This is a genomic window from Micrococcus cohnii (assembly GCF_014205175.1).
Classification (GTDB): Bacteria; Actinomycetota; Actinomycetes; order Actinomycetales; family Micrococcaceae; genus Micrococcus; species Micrococcus cohnii.
On record NZ_JACHNA010000001.1, the window covers coordinates 1,121,631 to 1,145,320 of the forward strand.

The 23,690-nt window shown below is 72.2% G+C and carries 21 protein-coding genes; 7 read left to right on the forward strand and 14 right to left on the reverse strand.

Annotated elements, in window-relative coordinates:
* From argF to argC, 5 genes are read right to left on the reverse strand one after another with little or no spacing between them, the layout of a single operon-like run.
* Window positions 1-963, reverse strand: coding sequence for an ornithine carbamoyltransferase (argF, locus tag HDA30_RS05075; RefSeq protein ID WP_158496783.1), 963 nt, complete (start codon window positions 961-963; stop codon window positions 1-3).
* Window positions 960-2,231 carry an acetylornithine transaminase gene (locus tag HDA30_RS05080; protein ID WP_184241269.1) on the reverse strand — a complete coding sequence of 424 codons (1,272 nt, stop codon included), beginning with the start codon at window positions 2,229-2,231 and terminating at the stop codon, window positions 960-962. The genes argF and HDA30_RS05080 overlap by 4 nt, the downstream gene beginning before the upstream one ends.
* Window positions 2,228-3,190, reverse strand: a complete 963-nt coding sequence (gene argB, locus HDA30_RS05085; RefSeq protein WP_184241270.1) for an acetylglutamate kinase — start codon at window positions 3,188-3,190, stop codon at window positions 2,228-2,230. The genes HDA30_RS05080 and argB overlap by 4 nt, the downstream gene beginning before the upstream one ends.
* 29 nt (window positions 3,191-3,219) lie before the next feature.
* Window positions 3,220-4,380, reverse strand: coding sequence for a bifunctional glutamate N-acetyltransferase/amino-acid acetyltransferase ArgJ (gene argJ, locus HDA30_RS05090; RefSeq protein ID WP_184241271.1), 1,161 nt, complete (start codon window positions 4,378-4,380; stop codon window positions 3,220-3,222).
* Entirely contained in the window at window positions 4,377-5,417 is a 1,041-nt protein-coding gene (gene argC, locus HDA30_RS05095) for an N-acetyl-gamma-glutamyl-phosphate reductase (protein ID WP_184241272.1), read from the reverse strand. Before argC ends, argJ begins: the two co-directional genes overlap by 4 nt.
* Window positions 5,418-5,532: 115 nt before the next feature.
* Here argC and HDA30_RS05100 point away from each other — a divergent pair, with 115 nt between their 5' ends.
* The 3 genes from HDA30_RS05100 to HDA30_RS05110 all read left to right on the forward strand — a co-directional run bounded on the left by HDA30_RS05100 (window position 5,533) and on the right by HDA30_RS05110 (window position 12,165).
* Window positions 5,533-6,552 carry a quinone oxidoreductase family protein gene (locus HDA30_RS05100; RefSeq protein WP_184241273.1) on the forward strand — a complete coding sequence of 340 codons (1,020 nt, stop codon included), beginning with the start codon at window positions 5,533-5,535 and terminating at the stop codon, window positions 6,550-6,552.
* 289 nt (window positions 6,553-6,841) lie between these two features.
* Window positions 6,842-10,828: a Pls/PosA family non-ribosomal peptide synthetase gene (locus HDA30_RS05105; protein ID WP_343059301.1), complete on the forward strand. Its 3,987-nt coding sequence runs from the start codon at window positions 6,842-6,844 to the stop codon at window positions 10,826-10,828.
* Window positions 10,825-12,165 (forward strand): M1 family metallopeptidase, encoded by a 1,341-nt coding sequence (locus tag HDA30_RS05110; protein ID WP_158496776.1) that lies wholly within the window; start codon window positions 10,825-10,827, stop codon window positions 12,163-12,165. The genes HDA30_RS05105 and HDA30_RS05110 overlap by 4 nt, the downstream gene beginning before the upstream one ends.
* A gap of 4 nt (window positions 12,166-12,169) precedes the next feature.
* Here the strand turns inward: HDA30_RS05110 and HDA30_RS05115 are convergent, their stop codons facing one another.
* From HDA30_RS05115 to HDA30_RS05130, 4 genes are read right to left on the reverse strand one after another with little or no spacing between them, the layout of a single operon-like run.
* On the reverse strand, window positions 12,170-12,559 hold the full coding sequence (locus tag HDA30_RS05115) for an SdpI family protein (RefSeq protein WP_184241275.1): 390 nt from the start codon (window positions 12,557-12,559) through the stop codon (window positions 12,170-12,172).
* An 11-nt stretch (window positions 12,560-12,570) separates the two neighbouring features.
* Window positions 12,571-13,380, reverse strand: coding sequence for a 4'-phosphopantetheinyl transferase family protein (locus HDA30_RS05120; RefSeq protein ID WP_184241276.1), 810 nt, complete (start codon window positions 13,378-13,380; stop codon window positions 12,571-12,573).
* A 28-nt stretch (window positions 13,381-13,408) separates the two neighbouring features.
* A complete protein-coding gene (gene pheT / locus HDA30_RS05125) occupies window positions 13,409-15,991 on the reverse strand; it encodes a phenylalanine--tRNA ligase subunit beta (protein ID WP_158496773.1) in 2,583 nt (860 codons plus the stop codon).
* 4 nt (window positions 15,992-15,995) lie between these two features.
* Complete coding sequence (locus HDA30_RS05130; RefSeq protein ID WP_158496772.1) at window positions 15,996-17,072, reverse strand: phenylalanine--tRNA ligase subunit alpha; 1,077 nt, start codon at window positions 17,070-17,072, stop codon at window positions 15,996-15,998.
* Between the two features lie 97 nt (window positions 17,073-17,169).
* Between HDA30_RS05130 and HDA30_RS05135 the strand changes: the two genes are divergently transcribed.
* Window positions 17,170-17,571, forward strand: a complete 402-nt coding sequence (locus HDA30_RS05135; RefSeq protein WP_158496771.1) for a CHY zinc finger protein — start codon at window positions 17,170-17,172, stop codon at window positions 17,569-17,571.
* Between the two features lie 49 nt (window positions 17,572-17,620).
* On the opposite strand, the gene HDA30_RS05140 is transcribed toward HDA30_RS05135, so the two are convergent.
* Window positions 17,621-18,337, reverse strand: coding sequence for a pyroglutamyl-peptidase I (locus HDA30_RS05140; RefSeq protein WP_246418705.1), 717 nt, complete (start codon window positions 18,335-18,337; stop codon window positions 17,621-17,623).
* Between the two features lie 128 nt (window positions 18,338-18,465).
* On the opposite strand from HDA30_RS05140, the gene HDA30_RS05145 reads away from it, so the two are divergent.
* The gene (locus tag HDA30_RS05145) at window positions 18,466-19,614 is read left to right on the forward strand and encodes an Rv2578c family radical SAM protein (protein ID WP_158496770.1); all 1,149 of its coding nucleotides are present in this window, start codon (window positions 18,466-18,468) and stop codon (window positions 19,612-19,614) included.
* A 46-nt stretch (window positions 19,615-19,660) separates the two neighbouring features.
* On the opposite strand, the gene HDA30_RS05150 is transcribed toward HDA30_RS05145, so the two are convergent.
* Window positions 19,661-20,179, reverse strand: a complete 519-nt coding sequence (locus tag HDA30_RS05150; RefSeq protein ID WP_158496769.1) for a (deoxy)nucleoside triphosphate pyrophosphohydrolase — start codon at window positions 20,177-20,179, stop codon at window positions 19,661-19,663.
* 60 nt (window positions 20,180-20,239) lie between these two features.
* On the opposite strand from HDA30_RS05150, the gene HDA30_RS05155 reads away from it, so the two are divergent.
* Entirely contained in the window at window positions 20,240-21,502 is a 1,263-nt protein-coding gene (locus tag HDA30_RS05155; RefSeq protein WP_262337794.1) for an MFS transporter, read from the forward strand.
* Between the two features lie 96 nt (window positions 21,503-21,598).
* Window positions 21,599-21,868 carry a GlsB/YeaQ/YmgE family stress response membrane protein gene (locus HDA30_RS05160; protein WP_145493459.1) on the forward strand — a complete coding sequence of 90 codons (270 nt, stop codon included), beginning with the start codon at window positions 21,599-21,601 and terminating at the stop codon, window positions 21,866-21,868.
* Between the two features lie 118 nt (window positions 21,869-21,986).
* Here HDA30_RS05160 and HDA30_RS05165 read toward each other — a convergent pair whose 3' ends face one another.
* The 3 genes from HDA30_RS05165 to rpmI all read right to left on the reverse strand — a co-directional run bounded on the left by HDA30_RS05165 (window position 21,987) and on the right by rpmI (window position 23,612).
* Window positions 21,987-22,916 (reverse strand): TrmH family RNA methyltransferase, encoded by a 930-nt coding sequence (locus HDA30_RS05165; RefSeq protein ID WP_425488386.1) that lies wholly within the window; start codon window positions 22,914-22,916, stop codon window positions 21,987-21,989.
* Window positions 22,917-22,930: 14 nt separating this feature from the next.
* Complete coding sequence (gene rplT, locus HDA30_RS05170; protein ID WP_158496768.1) at window positions 22,931-23,317, reverse strand: 50S ribosomal protein L20; 387 nt, start codon at window positions 23,315-23,317, stop codon at window positions 22,931-22,933.
* A 100-nt stretch (window positions 23,318-23,417) separates the two neighbouring features.
* On the reverse strand, window positions 23,418-23,612 hold the full coding sequence (gene rpmI, locus HDA30_RS05175) for a 50S ribosomal protein L35 (protein WP_158496767.1): 195 nt from the start codon (window positions 23,610-23,612) through the stop codon (window positions 23,418-23,420).
* Window positions 23,613-23,690: the final 78 nt, after the last annotated feature.

Sequence of the window (23,690 nt, forward strand, 5' to 3'; positions counted from 1 at the left end):
TCATTTCTCCTCTTCGGTGCTCTGTCCGGAACGTCGCAGCAGCCAGGTCAGCAGCGCCTTCTGCGCGTGCAGGCGGTTCTCGGCCTCGTCCCACACGGCCGAGGCCGGACCGTCGATCACCTCGGCGGTCACCTCGAAGCCGCGGTAGGCGGGCAGGCAGTGCAGGAACACGGCGTCGGCGGCCGCGTATGCCATCAGCCGGGAATCGACACGATAGTCCGTGAACTGGGCTGCGCGCGCATCGCCCTCGTCCTCCTGGCCCATCGACACCCACGTGTCCGTGGCCACAACATCGGCGCCCCGGGCGGCCTCGACCGGATCAGTCGTGACCTGCACGGATCCTCCCGTCTGCTCCGCCCTGGCCTGAGCGGCGGCGACGACCTGTTCCTCGGGCAGATGCGATGCCGGGGCGGCGACGCGCACGTGCATGCCGGCCGTGGTTCCCGCCAGCAGGTAGGAGTGGGCCATGTTGTTCGCCCCGTCGCCCAGGTAGGCGAGCGTGAGCCCGGCGGTGCGGCCCCGACGTTCCCGGACCGTCAGCAGGTCGGCCAACAGCTGGCAGGGGTGAACCTCATCAGAGAGGGCGTTCACGACCGGCACACCGGCGTGCTCGGCCATCGTCTCGAGCCCGGACTGAGCGTAGGTGCGCCACACGATCACCGAGGCCATGCGTCCGAGCACGCGCGCCGTGTCCGCGATCGATTCCTTATGGCCGATCTGCGACTCGCCGGGATTGATGATGAGCGGGTGGCCGCCCAGTTCGGCGATGCCGGCGGAAAAGGAGACGCGGGTGCGCGTCGACGTCTTGTCGAAGATCACGACGCCGGTGCGCGGACCGGCCAGGGGCCGTGCGGCGAATCGGTCCTGCTTCATCTGCAGAGCCAGTTCAAGCACCTCGGCCTGCTCGCTGGGGCTCAGGTCCGTGTCCGTGAGGAAGTGGCGGACGGGGCGCTGTCGGCTCATCGGGTGTCTCCTTCGGGTCGGCCGCCGGCCCGGTCGGCCACGGCGGGAAGCATCTGCAGGAAGTCTGTCAGCTGCTCGTCCTCCACGACGAGCGGCGGCGCCAGGCGCAGGGTCGCCGGGCCCGTCGCGTTGATGATGAAACCGGCGTCGAGGGCCGCCGCCACGACCGCCGGCGCCGATGCCGACGTCAGATCGAGCCCGACGAGCGCTCCGGCGCTGCGCACCGCGTCGACGCCGTCGAGTCGAGCGGCGACGTCGCCCACCAGCGCGCCGATGCCGCGGGCCCTGGCCAGCAGCGCCTCCTCCTCGATCGTCTCGAGCACCGCCAGGCCCGCGGCACAGGCCAGCGGGTTGCCGCCGAAGGTCGTGCCGTGCTGGCCGGGTGCGAACAGCGCGGACGCGTGCTCACCGAAGGTGGCCAGCGCGCCGATCGGCACTCCTCCGCCCAGGCCCTTGGCCACGGTCATCGCGTCCGGCCGGACTGCGTCTGAGCCCGTGACGTCGGGGTTCTGCCACCCGAACCAGGTGCCGGTGCGGCCGATGCCCGTCTGGACCTCGTCCAGGATCATGAGCGCCCCGTGACGGTCGCACAGCTCGCGCACCCCCGCCAGGTAGCCGGGCGGGTGAGGCCGGACACCGGCCTCCCCCTGCACGGGCTCGAGCACGACGGCGGCAACGTCGTCGCCCATCGCCGCCTCGAGCGCCGCGAGGTCCGCCCGCGGCACGTGCTGGACGCCGCCGGGAAGCGGCTCGAACGGCTCCCGATAGGCCGGCTTCGCGGTGAGGGCCAATGCCCCCATCGTCCGGCCGTGGAACCCGTCGGTGAGGGCCAGCACACGGCCTCGTGGTCGTCCGTCGGAGCCCGGGTGACACGTGCCGTGACGCCGGGCCAGTTTGAGGGCCGCCTCATTCGCCTCGGTGCCCGAGTTCGCGAAGAACACGGCCGAACCGCTCGGCGCGTCCGCGATCGCGAGCAGTCGTTCGGCCAGTTCCACCTGCGCAGAGGTAGTGAAGAAATTGGAGACGTGGGTCAGCCGTCCGGCCTGGCGACGGATCGCCTCGGTCAGGCGTGGATGCGCGTGTCCGAGCACCGTGACGGCGATCCCGGCCAGCAGGTCGGTGTACTCCCGCCCGTCGACGTCCCAGACGCGGGCTCCGCGCCCGTGGCTCAGCGCGGCCTGAGGGCGGCCGAACACGCCGTTGAGGCTGTGTTCATACCGCTCCAGCAGGACGGCGCTCGCCCCGGGACCTGTGTGCGGCGTCCTCATGCTCTCCCCCGATCCCCGGCGCCGGTCTGCGCGGGCACAACCTGGGTGCCGACGCCGGCGGTGGTGAAGACCTCAAGCAACATCGAGTGGGCACGGCGGCCGTCGACCACGTGGGCACGGTGCACTCCGGACTCGACGGCGTCCAGGCACGCGGTCATCTTCGGGATCATCCCGGCACCCAGCTCCGGCAGCAGCCCCCGCAGCCGGGCCGTGTCGATCGAGCTGATGACCGAGTCCCGCTCCGGCCACCGAGCGTAGAGTCCCTCCACATCCGTCAGCAGCACGAGTTTGGTGGCGCCCAGTGCCGTGGCCAGCGCCCCCGCCGCCGTGTCGGCGTTGACGTTGAGCACCTGGCCGGTCGGCTCGCCCGCCGCGTCGACCTCCGGTGCCACCGAGGAGACGACCGGGATCCGGCCGGCGTCGATGACGTCGCGGATCGCCTCCGGGTTCACGGAGGTGACCTCGCCGACGAGGCCGAGGTCCACCTGCTCGCCATCGACGACCGTGCCGGTGCGTCGCGCGGAGAACAGGCCAGCGTCCTCACCCGAGGAGCCGACCGCGTAGGGGCCGTGGGAGTTGATCAGCCCCACCAGCTGCCTGCCCACCTGGCCGGTGAGCACCATCCGGATCACGTCCATGGCCTCGTCCGTGGTGACGCGCAGTCCGCCGCGGAACTGCGACTCGATCCCGAGACGGTCCAGCATGGCGCCGATCTGCGGCCCGCCGCCGTGCACGACGACCGGGTGCACGCCGACGTGGTGGAGGAACACGACGTCCTCGGCGAAGGCACGCCGCAGCTCATCAGAGACCATGGCGTTGCCGCCGTACTTGATGACCATCGTGGTGCCGGCGAACTGCTGGATCCACGGCAGCGCCTCGATCAGCACCTGGGCCTTGTCCGCGGCCCGGTGCAGCCGTTGCTGCGCCGACGCATCCGGCGGCGTGTGCGCGTTCGTCATCTCTCCTCGCTCCCCTGCGACCGGCTCGCTCACGTCGAGTAGGCCGAATTCTCGTGGACGTAGTCGTGCGTCAGATCGTTGGTCCAGATCGTCGCCTCGGCGTCCCCGGCGTGCAGGTCGATCACGACCTGCACCTGCCGTCCCGTCAGGTCGACGCCGTCTCGCGGCTCACCGACCCCGCCGGCCCGGCACACTCGCACCCCGTTGAACCACACGTCGAGTGCATCGGCGTCGAAGGCGGCGACGGATTCAGGCACCGTGCCGACCGCCGAGATGACCCGCCCCCAGTTCGGGTCCTGCCCGAACACCGCGGTCTTGAACAGATTCGAGCGGGTCACGGCCCGCGCGACGGCCTCGGCGGCCGGCTCAGTCGCGGCGCCCACCACGCGGACGGCGATCTCATGACGGGCCCCCTCGGCGTCGGCGATCAGCTGCCGGGCCAGGTCTGCGCAGACCTCGCGGAGTCGGTGCGTGAACTCGTCCGGCTCCGGCGTGTGATCCGCCGCACCGGAGGCGAGCAGCAGGACCGTGTCGTTGGTGGACATGCAGCCGTCGGAGTCGGTCCGGTCGAAGGTGGTGCGCACCGCCTCGCGCAGACACGCCTGCAGCACGTCGGCCGGCAGGTCCGCATCGGTGGTGAGCACACACAGCATCGTCGCCAGCCCGGGGGCGAGCATGCCGGCTCCCTTGGCCATGCCGCCCAGCACATAGCCCTCGGCTCGGGACACCGCCTGCTTGGGCACCGTGTCGGTGGTCATGATCGCGCGCGCCGCGTCGTCGCCTCCCTCCTCGGCCAGTCCGTCGACGGCGGCGTCGATGCCGGTCAGCAGGCGAGGCATGTCCAGCCGTTCGCCGATCAGCCCGGTGGAACAGACGGCGACGTCCTGCGAGTCCAGGCCCAGCCGCGATGCAACATGCTCGGCGCTCGCCCGGGCATCGGCCTGCCCCTGCGCGCCCGTGGCCGCGTTGGCTCCACCGGAATTGAGCACGACCGCCCGGGCCGCCCCGTCCGAGAGCACCCGACGCGACCAGCGCACCGGAGCGGCGGCGACTCGATTCGATGTGAACACCGCTGCGGCCGCGCTGCGCGGCCCGTCATTGACGACGAGGGCGACGTCCGAGGCCCCCGAATCCTTCAGTCCGGCGGTCGCCCCGGCCGCTCGGAAGCCCTGTGCTGCGCTCACGCTCATGGTGCGAGTCCTTCCTGTTCCAGCCCGGTCGTCTCCTCGAGACCGAGCGCGATGTTCATCGACTGCACCGCCGCGCCGGCGGTGCCCTTCGTGAGGTTGTCGATCGCGCAGCAGGCGACGACCCGGCCCGCCCGCTCGTCGACGGCGACCTGGACCTGCACGTGATTGGAACCGATGACCGCTCCCGTGCTCGGCCAGCGGCCCTCGGGCAGCAGGTGCACGAACGGTTCCTCGCCGTAGGCGGCCTCCCACGCCGCCCGGACGGACGTCGCGTCGGTGCCGGGAGTCAGACGGGCGGTCGCCGTCGCGAGGATGCCGCGGGGCATCGGCGCGAGCGTCGGCGTGAAGCTGACCTGGACGTGACGTCCGGCGGCCCAGCCCAGCCCCTGTTCGATCTCCGGGATGTGCCGGTGCGAGCCGCCGACGCCATAGGGACTCATGGCGCCCATCGTCTCCGCCCCGAGCAGATGCGCCTTCGCCGCCCGACCGGCGCCGGAGACCCCGGACGCGGCCACGATGACGACATCCTCCGGCTCGAGCAGGCCTGCCGAGTACCCCGGCACCAGCGCCAGCAGGCTCGCCGTTGGGTAGCAGCCGGGAACGGCGACGCGCCGGGCGTCGGACAGGCCGACGCGGCGGCCGGGCAGTTCGGGCAGCCCGTAGGGCCAGACTCCGGCGTGCTCGGTTCCGTAGAAGTCCGTCCAGGCGCGGGCGGACTCGAGTCGGTGGTCCGCGCCGATGTCCAGCACGAGGACGTCGGGATCCGAGGTCGCCAGGGCCTGAGCCACCGGCGCGCTGGCCCCGTGCGGCAGGGCCAGGACCACCACGTCGTGTCCGCTGAGGACCTCGGGCGTGGTCGGATGCAGCGGCATCGACGCCAGGGAGTGCAGGTGGGGCTGGACCTGGTCGAGGCGCTGCCCGGCCTGGGAGTGCGCGGTGACCGTCTTCACGTGAACATCGGGGTGGGAGGCGAGCAGGCGCAGCACCTCGCCGCCGGCGTACCCGCTGGCTCCTGCCACGGCTGCTGAGTAGGACATGGGCGCCAGTGTAGACGAATATGCTTCGCTGTGCATATTTATGCCCTAGCGTCCGGCCCGACTCTCCGCGCCCAGACCCCTGACGTCGTCGGCGGCGCCGCCTAGCGTGGACGCCATGGCCTCTCCCGACCCACGCCCGCCGCGCACCGTCGACACCCTCCCCCGCACCCACCACGCCGTCGTGGTCGACCGCCCCGGCGGACCGGAGCAACTGCGCTGGCAAGACCACCCCCTGCCGACGCTCGGCGACCGCGACGTGCTCGTGCGCACCCACGCCGCCGGACTGAATTTCCTCGAGACCTACCAGCGCTCGGGCGTCTACCCGATGCAGACGCCCTTCATCCCGGGCTCCGAAGGCTCCGGTGTGGTGGTCGCCCTCGGCGCCGATGTCAGCACCGTTCAGCTTGGCGACCGTGTGGCCACCGCAGGTGGCCGCGGCACCTATGCCGAGCACTTCCTCGTGCATGAGGACCAGGTGCTGCCCGTGCCGGAGGAGCTGGACCTGCTGCATGCCGCCGCCGTGCCGCTGCAGGGTATGACCGCCCACTACCTATGCCGGTCCACGACGCAGGTGCACGAGGGGCAGACGGTGGTCGTCACCGCCGGAGCCGGAGGCGTCGGGCTGTTGCTGACCCAGATGTGCGCCCATCTCGGTGCGAGAGTCATCACAACCGCCTCGACGGAGCAGAAGCGCCGGCGCTCCCTCGCAGCCGGCGCGAGCGCGAGCGTGGACTACCCGGACCTGCTCGCCGCCGTGCTCGAGCAGACCGACGGCGTCGGAGCAGACGTGGTGTTCGACGGGGTCGGCAAGGCCACGTTCGAGGACTCGCTCGCCGCTCTGCGCACCCGCGGACTTCTCGTGCTCTTCGGCGGCGCGTCGGGCCAGGTTCCCCCGTTTGACCTGCAACGACTCAACTCCGGCGGCGGCCTGTACGTGACCCGCCCGTCCTTGACCCACTACACGCGGGATCGCGAGGAAGTGCGCGGCCGCGCCGACGAGATCTTCACGGGACTCAAGGACGGCTGGCTCCGCCTGACCGTCGGCGAGACCTTCGAGCTGCCCGACGCCGCGTCGGCCCACCGAGCACTCGAAGGACGGGGCACCACGGGGAAGGTCCTACTCGTTCTTCGGTGACGGTGCTGACAGGTCAGGGGCGATCTGGCCGGAACGGGTCTACACTGTGGCGAATGGCCGGGTCCAACCCGGCGGCGAGGCGAGCGCTCCCACCCGGACGTCCCGTGGACGTCGAGGCCCGCGTCCGCCGAGGCGGCACGCAGCAGACGGCCGGCCCCTCGACCAGTCCACCAGACACTCTTCTTCGACGGAGGACACCGTGACGTCGCACGTCCCCACACCTTCCGCGTCGCCGAGTCCGGCGCCCGATACGCCCACCGGCCCGGCGCCGCAGGATCCAGGAACCGGGGTGCACGCCCCGCAGCTGCCCGGCGGCCTGCGCGCGCCCGAGCCGCGAACGCTCTGGGATGTGCTGACCGCGACCGCGACGGAGCACCCCGACGCTGCAGCCCTGGACGACGGCGTCGAACAGCTCACCTACGCCGAGCTGCTCGAGCGCATCGACGAGGTGTCCGAGTACCTGAACGCCCACGGCATGGGTCCGGGCGACAAGATCGGCGTGCGCATCCCCTCGGGCACCGTGGGCCTGTACGTGTCGATCCTCGCGGTCATCGCCGTCGGTGCCGCCTATGTCCCCGTGGACGCGGATGACCCGGAGGAGCGGGCCCGCCTCGTGTTCGGCGAAGCGAAGGTCGCCGGTGTGATGACTGCGCCGGACGAGCTGGCGGTAGCCGGCGCCCCTGACGTGCCCCACCCAGCGCCCCGCGACCCCGAGCTCGACGACGACGCGTGGATCATCTTCACCTCCGGCTCCACCGGCACCCCGAAGGGCGTCGCCGTGAGCCACCGCTCCGCCGCGGCGTTCGTCGACGCCGAGGCGCGGATGTTCCTGGCCGACGACCCGCTCGGCCCCGGTGACCGCGTGCTCGCCGGCCTGTCGGTCGCTTTCGACGCCTCCTGCGAGGAGATGTGGCTGGCGTGGCGTCACGGAGCGTGCCTCGTACCGGCCCCGCGCTCCCTCGTGCGCTCCGGCATGGACCTGGGCCCGTGGCTGGCCGACCGGCGCATCACCGCCGTCTCCACCGTCCCCACGCTCGCGGCGATGTGGCCGACCGAGGCGATGGACAACGTGCGGCTGCTGATCTTCGGCGGTGAGGCGTGCCCGCCCGAGCTGGCTGCCCGCCTGGCCGAGGACGGCCGCGAGGTCTGGAACACCTACGGCCCGACCGAGGCGACCGTCGTGGCCTGCGCCGCTCCCCTGACCGGCGAGGGCCCCGTGCGGATCGGCCTGCCCCTCGACGGCTGGGACCTCGCGGTGGTCGACCAGCAGACGGGCGTCCCGGTCGCGGAGGGCGAGACGGGCGAGCTGATCATCGGCGGCGTCGGTCTGGCCCGCTACCTCGACCCGGCCAAAGACGCCGAGAAGTACGCGCCCATGCCGACCCTCGGCTGGGAGCGGGCCTACCGCTCCGGGGACCTGGTGGTGTTCGAGCCCGAGGGTCTGCTGTTCGTCGGGCGTGCCGACGACCAGGTCAAGCTCGGCGGCCGTCGCATCGAGCTCGGCGAGGTCGACGCGGCGCTGCAGGCCCTGCCCGGCGTCAACGGCGGTGCGGCGGCGGTCCAGTCCACCCCCGCGGGCCACCAGATCCTCGTGGGCTACCTCGTACCGGCCGAGGCCGGCGCACAGCTTGACCTGACCGAGGCCCGCGCCCTGCTCGCGGACGAACTGCCCGCGGCGCTCGTGCCCCGTCTGGCCGTCGTCGACGCGCTGCCGACCAAGACCTCCGGCAAGGTCGACCGCAACGCCCTGCCCTGGCCGCTGCCCGGCGAACAGGACGACTCCAGCGATGACGTGCACATCGACGCCAGCACTGCCGACGGCTGGATCCAGCAGCAGTGGGCCGACGTGCTCGGCGCCGCTCCCCGCGGTCCGAAGACCGACTTCTTCGCCGTCGGCGGCGGGTCCTTGGCCGCTGCCCAGCTGGTGGGCCGCCTGCGCGAGCGCTACCCGACCGTCACGGTGCAGGACATCTACGCGCACCCGAAGGTCGGCGGTCTCGTCGAGGCGCTGGCCGGCGAGGACATGGCCCATCAGGAGCCCGTCGCCGAGCGCTCCGTCGTGCGCACCGCACGCGCGGCCCAGTGGCTGCAGACGCTCGTCGGCATCCCGGTGTTCGTGCTGCCCGCGCTGCGCATGGCCGTGTGGACCGCGCTCGTGCTCAACGTGCTGGCCCTGACCGGTCTGGCACCCGGTGTCCCGACGCTGAACTGGTGGGTGCTCGCCGCCGCGTGGCTCGTGTTCGTCACCGCCCCGGGGCGCATGGCGCTCACCGCGATCGCCGCCCGGCTGCTCACCCGCGGCATCACGCCCGGCACCTACCGCCGGGGCGGGGCGACGCATCTGCGGCTCTGGCTGGCCCAGCACGTGTGCGACGTCGTGGACCCGTACTCACTGGCCGGCGCCGTGTGGGTTCCGACCTTCGCCCGGGCGCTCGGGGCGAAGATCGGCAAGGACGTGGACATGCACTCCATCCCGCCCATCACCGGCCTGCTCTCGGTGGGCGACGGCGCCTCGATCGAGCCGGAGGTCGATCTGAGCGGCTACTGGGTCGACGGCGATGAGGTCCACATCGGCAGCGTCCGCATCGGCGCGGGCGCCGTGATCGGCGCCCGCTCGACCATGATGCCCGGCGCCCGGGTGGGCGACGGGGCGCGCGTCGAGGCCGGCTCCACCGTTGAGGGCAAGCTGCGCGCCGGACAGCGCCACAGCGGCTCCCCCGCCGTCCGGGTCGGCAAGGTCAAGCCCTCCGGGCCGAACGTCTCCCCGCCGGCGGCCACCGGCTGGCGCATCTTCTCCTCGATCGCCTCGGCCCTGCTGGCCGGGCTGCCGCTGGTCTCCGCCGCGGCCGCCCTCGGCGTCGGCCTGCTCACCCTGGGTCTGTGGCCGGCGCATATCGTCTCCGGCACCGCCGCGGCGGCCGTGCTCGACGTCGGAATCAAGCTGCTGGCGGCCTCGCCGCTGATCGCGCTGACCTGGTTCGTCGTGCAGATGCTGCTGGTGCTCGTTACCGTCCGGCTGCTGTCGATCGGCATCGTCGAGGGCCACCATCCGGGCCGGTCGCGGGTGGGCTGGCAAATCTGGGCCACCGAGCGCATCCTCGACACCGCACGCGACCAGCTCTTCCCGATCTACGCCTCCCGGTTCACCCCGACATGGCTGCGTCTGCTCGGCGCGCGCATCGGCAATGACGTCGAAGCCTCGACCGTCGTGCTCATCCCCAAGCTGACCCGCGTGGGCGATGGTGCCTTCCTGGCCGACGACACGATGGTCTCCTCATACGAGCTGCAGGACGGCTGGATGCATGTCGCCCAGGCCAAGGTCGGCAAGCGCTCCTTCGTGGGCAACTCGGGCATGGTCCCGGCCGGCCGCACGCTGCGCCGCGACTCCCTCGTCGCGGTCCTCTCCACGACGCCGGCGAAGACGAAGTCCGGCACGTCCTGGATGGGCTCGCCGCCCGTGCGGCTGCGCCGTGCGGAGGTCGCCGCGGATGCATCGCTCACGTACGATCCGCCCGCCCGACTGAAGCGGCTACGCACCGCGTGGGAGACGCTGCGCGCGGTCCCGGTGTGGTTCAACACCGCCCTGCACCTCGCCGTGGCCCTGTGCTTCGCGTGGCTGGCCGCCACGGTGGGCTGGTGGCTCGTGGCCGTCATGGGCGGCCTCGTGCTGATGGCCGCCGGCGCCGTCGCCGCGGCCGCCACCGTGCTCGCCAAGAAGGTGTTCGTCGGGCGGATCCGCCCCGGCGAGCATCCGCTGTGGTCCTCGTTCATCTGGCGCAACGAGGTGGCGGACACCTTCACCGAGTACCTGGCCGCTCCGTGGTTCGCCCGTGCCGCCGCCGGCACCCCGGCCATGACGTGGTTCCTGCGTGCGATGGGTGCGAAGATCGGCCACGGCGCCTGGATCGAGTCGTACTGGCTCCCCGAGGCAGACCTCGTCACCCTCGGCGACGGAGCGACCGTCAACCGCGGCTGCGTCGTGCAGACGCATCTGTTCCACGACCGGGTGATGTCCTTGGACGCCGTGGCCCTCGGCGACGGCGCAACCCTCGGCCCGAACTCCGTCGTCCTGCCCGCCGCGCACCTGGGCGCCGGGACCACGGTGGGCGCCGGCTCGCTCGTGATGCGCGGCGAAGCCCTGCCGCCAGCGACCTGGTGGATCGGCAATCCCGTCGCGCCCTGGGCCAAGCCCGACGCCGGCAAGCTCGGCAAGCCCGTGCGTCGCACCGGCTCCGGCTCCCACCGTCTTCCGACCCGCAACCGAAAGAGCTCATGACTTCCGACCCGTACCTGCCCTCCGTCGGCACCGACACCTTCGACGCCGACCATCTCGAGCTGCACCTGGACGTCCGGCTCGCAGCCAACCGCGTCTCCGGCACGGCCGTCTGGCACGGGCGGCTGCTCAAGGACACCTCCCGCCTCGAATTCGATCTGCACCGCCTGAGCGTGTCCCAGGTGCGCGTCGAGATCGACGGGGACCAGGTGTCGCGTGCCCGCGCCACCGCCCCCCGCCGGACGCCGCACCGCGTGCTCGTCGAGCTCGGCGAGGTCCACCCCGCCGGCGCGCAGGTGCGCGTGGCCCTGCACTACGCGGGCACCCCGAAGCCGCGCCGCAGCCCGTGGGGCACGATCGGGTGGGAAGAGCTGACCGACGGCGTGCTCGTGGCCGGTCAGCCGCACGGGGCCTCGACCTGGTTCCCCTGCGTCGAGTCGCCCCGCGTGCGCACGACCGCCGAGATCACCCTGACGTGCGATGCCGGCTACCTGCCGGTGGCCAACGGCGTCGGCCGGCAGGTCTCGCAGACCGGATCGCGCGTCACGTGGAGCTGGCACCTCGACCGGCCCGTCCCCGCGTATCTGCTGACCGCGCAGATCGGCCGCTACCGGATCGTCGACCTGCCCGGGCAAGGCTCCGGGCCGCCGATCATGCTGGCCGTCACGCCGGAGCACCAGCAGCGCGCCCTGACGGCCCTGGGCAGCCAACACCGCATGATGGAGCTGTTCGAACGCCACTACGGGCCCTACCCTTTCGAGAAGTACACGGCGGTGGTGGCGGCCGAGCCCCTCGAGATCCCGCTCGAGTGCGCCGCTCTGAGCCTGTTCGGCACGAACCACCTCGACGAGAGCTGGGAGTCGGAGCGGCTGATCGCCCACGAGATGTCCCACCAGTGGTTCGGCAACGCCGTCACGCTGGGCGTGTGGTCGGACCTGTGGCTGCACGAGGGCTTCGCGTGCTTCTCCGAGTGGCTGTGGTCGGAGAGCTCCGGCGGACCGTCCCTGACACAGTGCGCGCGCATGGCCTGGGACGGGCTGGCGGAGAAGGACGAGGACATCGTGCTGACCGCTCCCGGGGCGGCGGACATGTTCGACGACCGGGTGTACAAGCGTGGGGCACTGACCCTCGTGGCTCTGCGCGAGCTGCTGGGGACCGACGTGTTCGCTCGCGTGCTGCGCACGTGGATCGAGAACAACCGCTTCGGCACCGTCGACTCGGCGATGTTCCGGGCGCACGTGCAGAGCTGGGCTCCGGCGGCCGGCGTCTCGGTCGCCGCCGTGGACCGGCTGCTCACCGACTGGACCGAGCGCGAGGAGCTGCCGGCCTTCCCGGGCTGAGCGGTCAGTCGAGCCCGCCGCTCCGGCGGCGGTGGTGCTCGCGGGCGGCCACATGGCCGCGGCGCGCCGCGACCACCGCGCCCAGTCCGAACAGCCCGATCGCGACGAGGTGGCCGACGGTGACTGCCGAGTCCGAAGGCCCGCCGAACAGCAGCCAGCCGACCATCGCGAACTCCAGGACGAAGGCCGACAAGCAGGCCGCCCGAAGCCACGGCCATGCCGCCTCGTGGGCGGCGTTCCACGTTCCGGCGTCGCGCATCGTCTCGGAAGTGCGAATGCCGATCGCCGGGTTCGGCCCGCGCCGGGCCATCGCCGACGGCCGGGACACGACGAGGGTGACGAGCGCCGCGAGGGCGCCGATCACCGCGGCGACGACGAACACGACGTTGTCCATGGCGACAGAGTTTATTCGGGCCGTCGGAATCGAGGCCGCCGGGATCGGCCTGGGGGCGTGAGCGGCCGCAGCGCGAGCGCCCCGACCCACCCGTCGGGCAGCACGTCCGGACCCAGCGCCACCAGCCGGACGTCCGAGGACGCGGCGTCGACGGCCGACGGATCGGCCAGAAAGCCCGTGCCCGCAGCCTTGACCAGCGCCTCCTTGGCGCACCACAGCCGGGCCCGGGCCGTCACCGGGTCCTGGCCCGCCGCGGCCCCGCGCTCGAGACCCGCTCGTTCCGCCGCGCTGAAGGCCACCGCGTCGATGTCGGCCGCCCCGTCGGGACCGGGCGTGAACGCGCGCCGAACCCGCCGGGCCCGCACGTGTTCAACGTCGACGCCCACGGCCCAATCCTCAGCGCGCGCGTCGAGCCAGGCCAGCACGGTGCCCGGCCGGGAGCCACCGACGTGCGCGAAGCTGATCGGCGGAAGCGTCTCCGCACGCACGCCGGGTGCCGTCAGCCTCGGTGCGCCGTGGCCGTCACGTCCGCACGTTGGGCAGCGCTGCACGATGCCCAGCCCGGGGGCCTCCAGCACGGGGGTCCCGCCGACGCCCGTCGACCGCACCGGCTCCCGTCGTCCACCAAGCGTCGCCTCGAGCCTGGAGAGCAGAGCGGCGCGTCGGTCGTCACGGTCACCGTGGGGACCGGACGCGCCCTGCCCGGCTGCTGTCGAGACACCGGCGGCGCAGACCCACACGTGCCACACGGGCGTGTGCCGCGCGGCGCGATGCCGCGCGAACCCGTGCCGCTCAGGCTCGGAGGTCTGCGCCCTCGTCATGCCGGCCCCAGCGGAGCTGAAACCCGGTTCAGCGCCGCACGGCGCCGTGCCGCTCGACCGCCAGAGCCGTCGCGGCCTCGCGGGCCTCGGAGGCCTCTTCGGCAGTCAGCGTCCGGTCCGCCGCGCGGAAGCGCAGGCTGAACGCGAGGGACTTCTTGCCCTCGCCGACGCCAGCGCCCACGTACTCGTCGAACAGAGCGATCGACTCCAGCAGCTCGCCGGCGCCCTCGGCCAGCGTGTCCCGGACGTCACCGGCCACCACGTCGGAGTCCACGACGAGGGCGACGTCCTGGCTCGTCACCGGATAGGTCGAGACGCGTCCGGCGCGCACCACGGCCGGAGCGGCCGCGCTGACGGCCTCGAGGTCCAGCTCCCACACGCTCGTGCGCTCGGGCAGGTCTTCGGCCTCGAGCCACTGCGGGTGCAGCTCACCGGCGACGCCGACGACACGCTCCCCGCCGTCCTCGCCGCGCAGCACCAGGTCGGCCACCCGGCCGGGGTGGAACGCATGGTGCTCACCCTTGCGGACGCGCAGCTCGACACCGAGCACGTCGGCGACGTCCAAGGCACCGGAGACGGCGTCCTGCCAGTCGGTCTGACGCGGCTGGTGGTGGGGTCCGGGGGCCGAGTCATGCCCGGCGTAAAGGCCGGCCACGTGCCACGGCTGCGCCGGGACGCCGCCGTTCAGGTCCGCGAGCGTCGCCTCGTCCGGGTGCACGGCGCGCGGCGGGATCTGAGCGCTGCCCAGCTTCTCGCCCGGCAGGAACACGACACCGGCCTCGACGAGGGCCAGGTCACGGAAGCCGCGGCCCAGGTTGCGGCGGGCGGTCTCCACCAGGCCCGGCAGCAGCGAACGCCGCAGGAACCGGAACTGGGAGGAGATCGGGTTGGCCAGCGACACCATCGGCAGCGCCTCGCCCTCATCGTCGGTGCGGGCGGCGAACCGGGCGTTCTGCTCGGCCGAGACGAACGGGTAGGACAGCACCTCGGTGTGCCCGGCGTCGGCGAGCGCCTGCACCACGCGACGCCGCTGCGCCTGGGCCCGGGTGAGGCCGCGTCCGGCCGGGGCCGTGGGGACCACCGACGGGATCTGGTCGTAACCGCGCAGACGGGCGACCTCCTCCACCAGGTCCTCGGGGATGCGCAGGTCCGGACGCCAGCTCGGAACGGTCACGCGCAGTACCGGGGCCTCGCCCTCATCGACCGGGCCGAGAGCGACCTGCGCGCCGAGGCGCTCGAGCGACTCGACCACCTGGTCGGTCGTGTACTCGACGCCGACGCGCTGACTCGGACGGTCGGCAGCCATCTCGACGACGACCGGCTCGGGCACCTGGCCCTCGTCGGTCACACCGGGCTCAGCCGTGCCGCCGGCCAGTTCGACGAGCAGGCGCACGGCCCGCTCGGCGGCCACGTCCGCGACGGCCGGGTCCACGCCGCGCTCGTTGCGCTTGGACGCCTCCGACGGCAGCCGGTGACGGCGGCGCGTGCGCGCGATCGACACCGGGTCGAAGGTCGCGGACTCCACGACGATGCGGGTGGTCTCGGCCGTCACCTCGGTCGCGGCGCCGCCCATGACGCCGGCCAGGCCGATCGCGCCCGACTCGTCGGCGATCACGAGGTCCTCGGGGTGCAGTTCGCGTTCCTTGCCGTCGAGGGTGGTGAGCCGCTCCCCCGCTCGAGCGCGGCGGACGGTGATGCCGCCGCTGAGCTTGTCGGCGTCATAGAAGTGCAGCGGCTGCCCGAGCTCCCACATCACGTAGTTCGACACGTCGACCGGCAGGCTCACCGCCCGCACGCCGGCCAGGCGCAGGCGCGCGGCCATCCATGTCGGCGTCGGCGCGGACGCGTCGATGCCCGAGACCGTACGGGCCACGAACCGAGTGACCCCGGGCTCGCCGTAGATCGGCGCGTCGTCGGCGAACTCGACGGGCACGCCGGCCCCGTCCGCCTGCGCAGGCTCGACTCCTGCGGCCGGGTCCGTGAAGGGCACCCCGGTCGCGTGCGAATACTCTCGGGCCACGCCGCGCATGGAGAACACGTAGCCGCGATCCGGCGTCACGTTGATTTCCGCGGCCTCACCGTGCAGCTGCAGCACGTCGCGCGCATCGGAGCCGAGCTCGGGGTCCAGGCCGAGCCGGGAGAGCACCAGGATCCCGTCGCTGCCGTCGTCGCCGAGGCCCAGCTCGGTCGTCGAGGCGATCATCCCGGCCGAGACATGGCCGTAGGTCTTGCGCGGCGCGATGCGGAAGTCGCCCGGCAGCACGGCGCCGGGCAGGGTCACCACCACCTTGTCCCCGACCTCGAAGTTGTGGGCGCCGCACACGATGCCCTGCACGCCGTCGGGTTCGATGCCCTCACCGGTCAGGGGCTGCTCGGCCCCCTCGGGCACGACGCGCACCGAGCACCAGTTGATCGTCTTGCCGTTCTTCTGCGGCTCGGGCTCCTTCGAGAGCACCTGGCCGACCACGATGGGGCCGGTCAGCTCCTCGGCGGGACGGTGGACGTCCTCTTCTTCGAGTCCGACGCGGACCAGGTCCGCCATGACCTGCTCGGCGCGGTGGTCTGCGGGGACGGGCACGAGCTCACGCAGCCAGTCAAGGGGAATGCGCATGGGATCAGACCTCCATTCCGAAGTGCTGGGAGAAGCGGACGTCGCCCTCGATCATGTCGTGCATGTCCGGGACCTCGTTGCGGAACATGAGCGTGCGCTCGACCCCCATGCCGAACGCGAACCCGGAGTACTCGTCCGGGTCGAGACCGGCCGCGCGCAGCACGTTGGGGTGGACCATGCCGCAGCCGCCCCACTCGATCCACTGCGGGCCACCCTTGGCCTCGGGGTGCCAGATGTCCATCTCGGCGCTCGGTTCGGTGAACGGGAAGAAGTTCGGCCGCAGGCGGATCTGCGCCGCGTCGCCGAACATCTGCCGGGCGAAGTACTCGAGGGTGCCGCGCAAGTGCGCCATCGTCAGGCCCTGGTCCACGGCCAGCCCCTCGAACTGGTGGAAGACCGGGGTGTGGGTCGCATCGAGCTCATCGGTGCGGAAGGTACGTCCCGGGCACAGCACGTAGGTGGGCGCGCCGCGCTCGAGCAGAGAGCGCATCTGCACCGGGGAGGTGTGGGTGCGCAACAGCAGGTGCGCGTCGGCGGGCTCAACGAAGAAGGTGTCCTGCATCTCGCGGGCCGGGTGGTCCGGGGCGAAGTTCAGCGCGTCGAAGTTGAACCATTCCGACTCGAGCTCGGGCCCCTCCGCGATCTCCCAGCCCATGCCCACGAAGATGTCGCTCACGCGGTCCATCGTCAGGCTCAGAGGGTGGCGGGCTCCCACGCGGCGACGACGGACGAACGTCGTCACGTCGACGGTCTCCTCGTCGAGGATCTGCTGCGCCCGACGGGCCTCGAGCACCTCCGTGCGCGCGGCCAGGGCCTTGTTCACGCGGCCGCGGGCGGCGCCCATCGTCTTGCCGGCGGCGGCCTTCTGCTCCTTGGGCAGGGCACCGATCGCCTTGTTCGCCAGGGTCAACGGGGCCTTGTCCCCGGTGTGGGCCAGACGAGCGGCCTTGAGCTCGTCGAGGTCCTCGGCCTGCTCGACGGCGGCGAGCGCGGCCTCGACGGCGGCCTGGACGGCCTGCTCGTCGCTCGGCGAGATCTCGCCGCCCGACGCGGGCGCCCCGTTCTCTGTGCTGTGCGTCATTGCGGTGGAGCACATCCTTACGTGTGACGTGGTGGTATGACGTGCGCGGTCGTCGGCAAGTCTAATGTCCGGGCGGACGTGACTACCCTGATCTGCCATGGATGCCACGGACGCGCCCGACGCGGGCGACACCGACGTGACCGGCGGTCGGTCAGACCAGCCACAGGTGCACGGTTTGACGGTCGACTCACAGACGCGGTGTGTCCACTACCACGGGCCGACCGACGTCGTCGCTATGCGCCTGGCCTGCTGCGCGGGGTTCTGGCCGTGCCACGCCTGCCACGACGAGCAGGCCGACCATCCGATCCGGGTCGTGCCCCGAGAGGACGTCGGACTGCCTCGCGTGCTGTGCGGGGTGTGCCGACACGTGATGACCGTCGAGCAGTACCGCGGCGCGTCCCGGTGCCCGCGCTGCGCCGCTGAGTTCAACCGGCGCTGCGCGGCGCACGCCCACCTGTACTTCGAGACGGAGCCGGCGCCTGCGTCCGGCCAGGTCTAAGCCGAGAATCTCGGTTCCGAGCCGACGGACGGCCTGTCGCCGACCCGGCTCAGTGCAATGCACCGCCAGGGCGGTCGAGGTCCGCGGCCGGGTCGAGCGCGGCCTCGGCCACCAGCACGAGGGCGTGCGCGAGCTGCGCGGCCGGCAGCGAGGCGCAGTCCTGCGGCGCATGCGCCTCGTCCCACGGCACGTGCACGAAGCCGGCCCGGACCGCGGCGTCGGCGAGATCGAGCAGTTCATACAGCACGTTGTTGCACACGAAGCTGCCCGCGCTGAGCGAGAGGCGGGCCGGCACATCCGCCGCGTCTAGGCTCTGCAGCGCACGCTTGACGGGCAGGGTCGAGAACAGCGCGGGCGGCCCGTCCGCCCGCACCGGCTCGTCGACCGGCTGGGCCCCGTCGTTATCCGGGATTCGGGCGTCGCGCAGGTTGATGCCGACGCGCTCAAGCCGCACCTCCTGCGCGCCCCCGGCCAGGCCGCAGGCGACGACGACCCGCGGGCGGTGCTCCCGCAGGGCCGCCGCGAGGCGCGCACGGGTGCGAGCGAACACGCAGGGCAGCTCGAGCGCGAGCGCCGAGACGCCCCCGGCTCGCAGCTGGCGCGCGGCCGCCTCGGCCGCCGCGGCCGACGGGTTCGTGGCCGCGCCCCCGAAGGACTCGAAGCCGGTGAGCAGGACGTCAACGCCTCCGCTCACGGGCATCGCACACGCATCGTCCCGCAGCGCCGGGGACGCCGCGCCATGATTCTGATCACCGGTTGAGTGCATGGCCGCAGGGTAACCGAGCCGGCACCGCCGGCACGCCAACCGCCGCGGGCGGGGTCGGCCTGACGTGGACCTCGCGATGCCCGAGCATGGCATTGCCGCGCAATTCGAACATATGTTCTACTCCTGTCATGCGATGGCAGGCACAGACCCATGGGGCGCACGGCAGAGACGACGGCAACGACGCCGGTGCGCCCGCGTTGCCCGGGCTGCGTCATGCGGGGCTGAGCGAGGCGGGACGACGCGACGCCGAACGCCGCCGAACGGCCCGTACCCCGCAGTTCGCGGGGATGACCTTTCACGAGGTGCAGGCCCGCAGCGTGCTCAATCGCGTCCCCGAGGCCTCGGCAATGCCGTTCCGGTGGACCGTCAACCCGTATCGGGGCTGCACGCACGCGTGCCGCTACTGCTACGCGCGCAGCACTCACGAGTACCTGGACCTCGACGCCGGTGCGGACTTCGACCAACAGATCGTCGTGAAGACCAACGCGCCCGATGTGCTGCGTGCAGAACTGTCCCGCCCCACGTGGACACGCGAGAGTGTCGCACTGGGGACCAACACGGACCCCTACCAGCGCGCCGAAGGCCGCTACCGGCTCATGCCGGGCATCATCGCGGCGCTGGCGGACACGGGCACCCCGTTCTCGATCCTGACCAAGGGGACCCTGCTGGCCAGAGACGTGCCGGAGCTCGCCACCGCCGCCCGGTCGGTGCCGGTCGGCGTCGGCGTGTCACTGGCCACGCTGGACAGCCGACTGGCCGCCACGGTCGAACCCGGCACCCCGGCGCCGGCCGCCCGCCTCGCGCTGATCGAACGGCTGCGGACGGCGGGGGCGGACGTGCACGTCATGGCGATGCCTCTGCTGCCCTGGCTCAGCGACTCCGATGCCCAGCTCGACGCGCTGATGCGGGCGGTCCGTGCGGCGGGGGCGAGCTCCGTGCTCGCGGGCGCGCTGCACCTTCGACCCGGCGCACGCCAGTGGTATATGCAGTGGCTGCGGCACGAACACCCCCACCTCGTGGACGGCTACGAGCGGCTCTACGCACGCTCGAGCTACGCGCCCGCCTCGTACCGCTCGTCCCTGACCCGTCGGGCGCGCGCAGCCGCTGCGGCGCACGGCTTGCGCTGGGGCGGTGCACACCGCATCCGCTCCGACGACGCTCCCCCGCACGGGACGAGGGGTTCACACGCCGACGTCGCGACCACCCGAGCCGAACACCGACGCAGCGGGAGCTCGACATCGGCCTCAGCGCCTGCCCGCCAGGCGGCGCTGTTCTGAGTCTGCACCTCGTTCTGGGCCCCCACCTCGCCGACACCGGCTCGGCTCAGCCGCCAGGCAGCAGGTCCTGTGTTCCACTCTGGAGCAGGTCGAGCAGCGCGTCGACGATCGGCCGGTCCGCCGGGATCCAGTCGAGCGCGTGCAGAGCCGCCCGCTCCAACGGACACCACTCGAGCCGATCATGGTCCTGCAGCGGCGACGGCGCCGCCGAACCATCGGCCAGCACCGCCAGGAACACGTGCAGACGGCGCCCGTTGGCCAGCGGCCATCCCTCGCCTTCCGGGGCGGGCACCTCAGCGCCCAGGCGCACACGCACGCCGAGCTCCTCGGCCAGTTCACGGTGCAGCGCCGAGGCCGCGCCCTCCCCCGGCTCGACCTTGCCGCCCGGGAACTCCCACAGCCCTGCCAGAGCGGCCGGAGCCGAGCGGCGGCCGACCAGCATCCGGGCCGGTGCGGCCGCATCGTCCAGCACAGCCGCCCCCACGACGGCCCGCCGCTGTGCCCTCCGCTCTCCGACTGACCGGGCACCCTGCTCACCGGTCACGCCATGCGTCCTGTCGTCCATGCCCTCAACCCTACGAAATCCGGCATCCGGCAGCGCCCTCGCCGTCCCTAGACTTGGCGGGTGAGCGACCACAGCACCCACGGCCCCCTGACGGGCCCGATCAAGATCAGCACCGCCGACTCCCCTGACACAGTGGGGTCCGGTTCGCCGACGACCCGGCCCGAGCGGGGGCTGGGGCTGTTTCCGGCCATCGTGGCGCTCGCCCTGGGCAGCTTCGCGATCGGCACCACCGAGTTCACCATCATGGGACTGTTGCCGGAGGCGGTCGCCGACCTGGGCGTCGGCCTCGACGCCGGAAGCCACCTCATCTCGGTCTACGCGCTCGGAGTGGTCGTCGGCGCCCCGCTGCTCGCGGCCGGCCTGGCCCGGGTCGACCGTCGCCGCTCGTCCATCCTGCTGATGGTCCTGTTCCTGCTCGGCCACGTCGGCAGTCTCCTCGCCCCGGACATGTCCTCGATGATGCTCGCCCGCTTCATCTCGGGTCTGCCGCACGGCGCATTCTTCTCCACCGCGGCCCTGGCCGCGGCGCACCTGGCCGGGCCTGCGCGGCGCGGCCAGGCCATCGGCTGGGTCATGGCCGGCCTGTCGGCGGCGAATCTGCTCGGCGTTCCGGCGGCCACCGCCCTCGGGCAGACCGCCGGCTGGCGGTGGATGTTCGTCGTCGTGGCCGTCTGCGCGGCCGCGTGCATCGCGGCGACGGTCATGCTCGTCCCCGACGCGCCCGCGCCCGAGGGCACGTCGATCCGCCGCGAGATGGCCGGGCTGACATCACTGCGGCTATGGCGCACCGCGCTCGTCGGCATCGTGGGATTCGCCGGCATGTTCGCGCTCTACACGTACATCACTCCGCTGATGACCCGCGTCGCCGGACTCGATCCGCGCTGGATCCCCCTCGTGCTCGCGCTGTACGGCATGGGCATGGTCGTCGGCACCCTCGTGGGGGGCGCGCTCACCGACCGCGACCCGGTGATGACGCTGCGGCTGTCGTTCGTGGTCACCGCCATCTGCCTGACCCTCGTGTATCTGCTCTCGCCCTGGTGGCAGGCCGTCCTGCTGCCGCTGGTGCTGGTCGCCGTGGCCGGCTCCGGCATCGCCCCTGCCCTGCAGGTCCTGCTGGTGGACGCCGCACCGCGGTCGCCGCAGCTGGCGGGCTCGCTCAACCACTCGGCGCTGAACATGGCGAACGCACTGGGCGCCTGGGTCAGCGGCGCCGCGCTGACTGCCGGCCTGTCCGTGGCCGCCCCGTCGCTGCTCGGCGCGGGCATCGCCGTGGTGGGAATCACACTGTCGTTCGCCCTGATTCGGCGCCCCGCACGCCGCTGACCTGGACATCCTCGGTCGCGTGGCCTTGCTCCGGCCACGACGGGCGTGGTTAGAGTATGCGAGTAAATATTTCGCAAACTCGAAAGGCTTTTCATCATGGGCATCATCGGTTGGCTCGTTCTCGGACTCATCGCAGGCGCGATCGCACGCCTGATCCTTCCCGGCCACCAGGGCTCCGGCTGGCTCGGCGCCCTGATCACCGGCATCCTCGGCGCCATCCTCGGCGGCTGGATCGCCTCGCTGCTGGGCGTCGGTGCCATGGACGAGTTCTTCAGCCTGGGCACCTGGATCTTCGCGATCCTCGGCGGCGTGATCGTGGCCTTCATCTGGCAGGCCATCACCGGCCGCAAGGGCGCGCGCCACTGACGTCTGACTCACGCGCCCCGGCGCGTGGACCTCAACGACGACGGGCCGCCCCGAGCATCACGCTCGGGGCGGCCCGTTGTCATCTCCGGGGGCTGTTCCGTCGCCGTCCTGCGTCCCGTCAGCGACGCCGTGCCATGGCGGAGGCGTACAGGCACACCGTCGCGGCCGTGCCCACATTCAGCGACTCGGCCGCGCCGTACAGCGGCACGGAGGCGGAGGCGTCGGCCAGGCCACGCTCGTGCTCGGACAGTCCCTGAGCTTCATTGCCGAACAGCCACGCGGTCGGCGCCGCCAACTCGGCGTCTGTCACCTCGACGAGCGTTCGCTCCGCGGCCCCGTCCGCGGCCCAGACCTGCACGCCCTGTTCGCGCAACCACTGGCAGGTCGCGCTCACATCGGCGCCGGTCACCAGCGGCAGATGGAACAGCGACCCGGCCGTCGAGCGCACGAGCTTCGGGTTGAACACGTCGACGGAGCCCGCCGTCAGCACGATGCCCTCCGCCCCGGCCGCGTCGGCCGCGCGCAGAATCGTCCCGGCGTTGCCCGGGTCCTGCACCCGGCACAGCACGGGCAGCAGTGTCGGCGTCGCCGGCAATGCCCCCAGCCCGGTCTGCTGCGGCAGGCCGACGACGGCCACGATGTCCTGTCCGGTGACCGCGTCGCACATCGACGTCAGAACCTCGTCCGACGCGGTGCGCACGAAGGGACGGTCCGGGCCGTCGAGCGAGGCGGTCTCATCGACCAGGGCCTGCAGGTCGGGGTCACGCCGCGCGAGCCGTGCGGACACGTAGAGCTCGCGCACCACCCGGCCGGTCGGCCACTGAGCTCGCGCGATCGCCGGCCCGCGTCCGAGGTGGGCCAGCAGTGCTTCTCGGCATCCCTGAGGCCCCTCGACCAGGAAGGCGCCGGCCCGCAGACGCGCCGAACGCCCCGCCAGGCGAGCGACCGCCCGCACGCGCTCGGCGCGGGGATTGATCAGCTCGGCCCGGTCGGGGCGTTCTTCGGCGTGCGTGCGGTGCGAGGCTCGAGGACTCTCTGAGCTCTTCACAGACGCACCGTGGCTCAGCGCGAGGCCACCGGGGCGTTCACGTCGGCCGGCAGCGCCTTGCGTGCGGTGTCCACCAGCGCGGTGAAGGCCGCGGCGTCCGAGACGGCGATCTCGGCCAGCATGCGGCGGTCCACCTCGACGCCGGCCAGCTTCAGGCCCTGCATGAAGCGGTTGTAGGTCATGCCGTTGGCGCGGGCGGCCGCGTTGATGCGGGTGATCCACAGGCGACGGAAGTCGCCCTTGCGCTTGTGACGGTGCTGGTAGTTGTACACGAACGAATGGAGCAGCTGCTCCTTCGCCTTGCGGTACAGGCGCGAACGCTGACCGCGGTAGCCGGACGCGCGGTCCAGCATGGTACGACGCTTCTTATGGGCGTTGACCGCCCGCTTCACACGTGCCACGTGTGTGCTCCTAACTGTGTTGTCCTCGACGGCGACGAGGGTCGCGGCGTCCGAGGAGCGTGACGAGGGGGTTCCGGTGCACGAGCACCGAAGAGGGATCTCAGATGCCGAGCATCCGCTTGATGGTCTTCACGTTGCCCTTGGCGACGAGCTTGTCCGAGGCCAGACGGCGGGTCAGGCGCGAGGACTTGTGCTCGAGGTAGTGGCGACGGTTTGCCTGCTGACGCATCAGCTTGCCGGAACCGGTCACGCGAAAGCGCTTCTTGGCGCCGCTGTGGGTCTTCATCTTCGGCATGGCGGCCGTTCTCCTTCTTCATCGCCGCGAGCCCGTCTCCGAAGAGGCGGACTCGCGGAACTGGTCTCACCGTCCTGA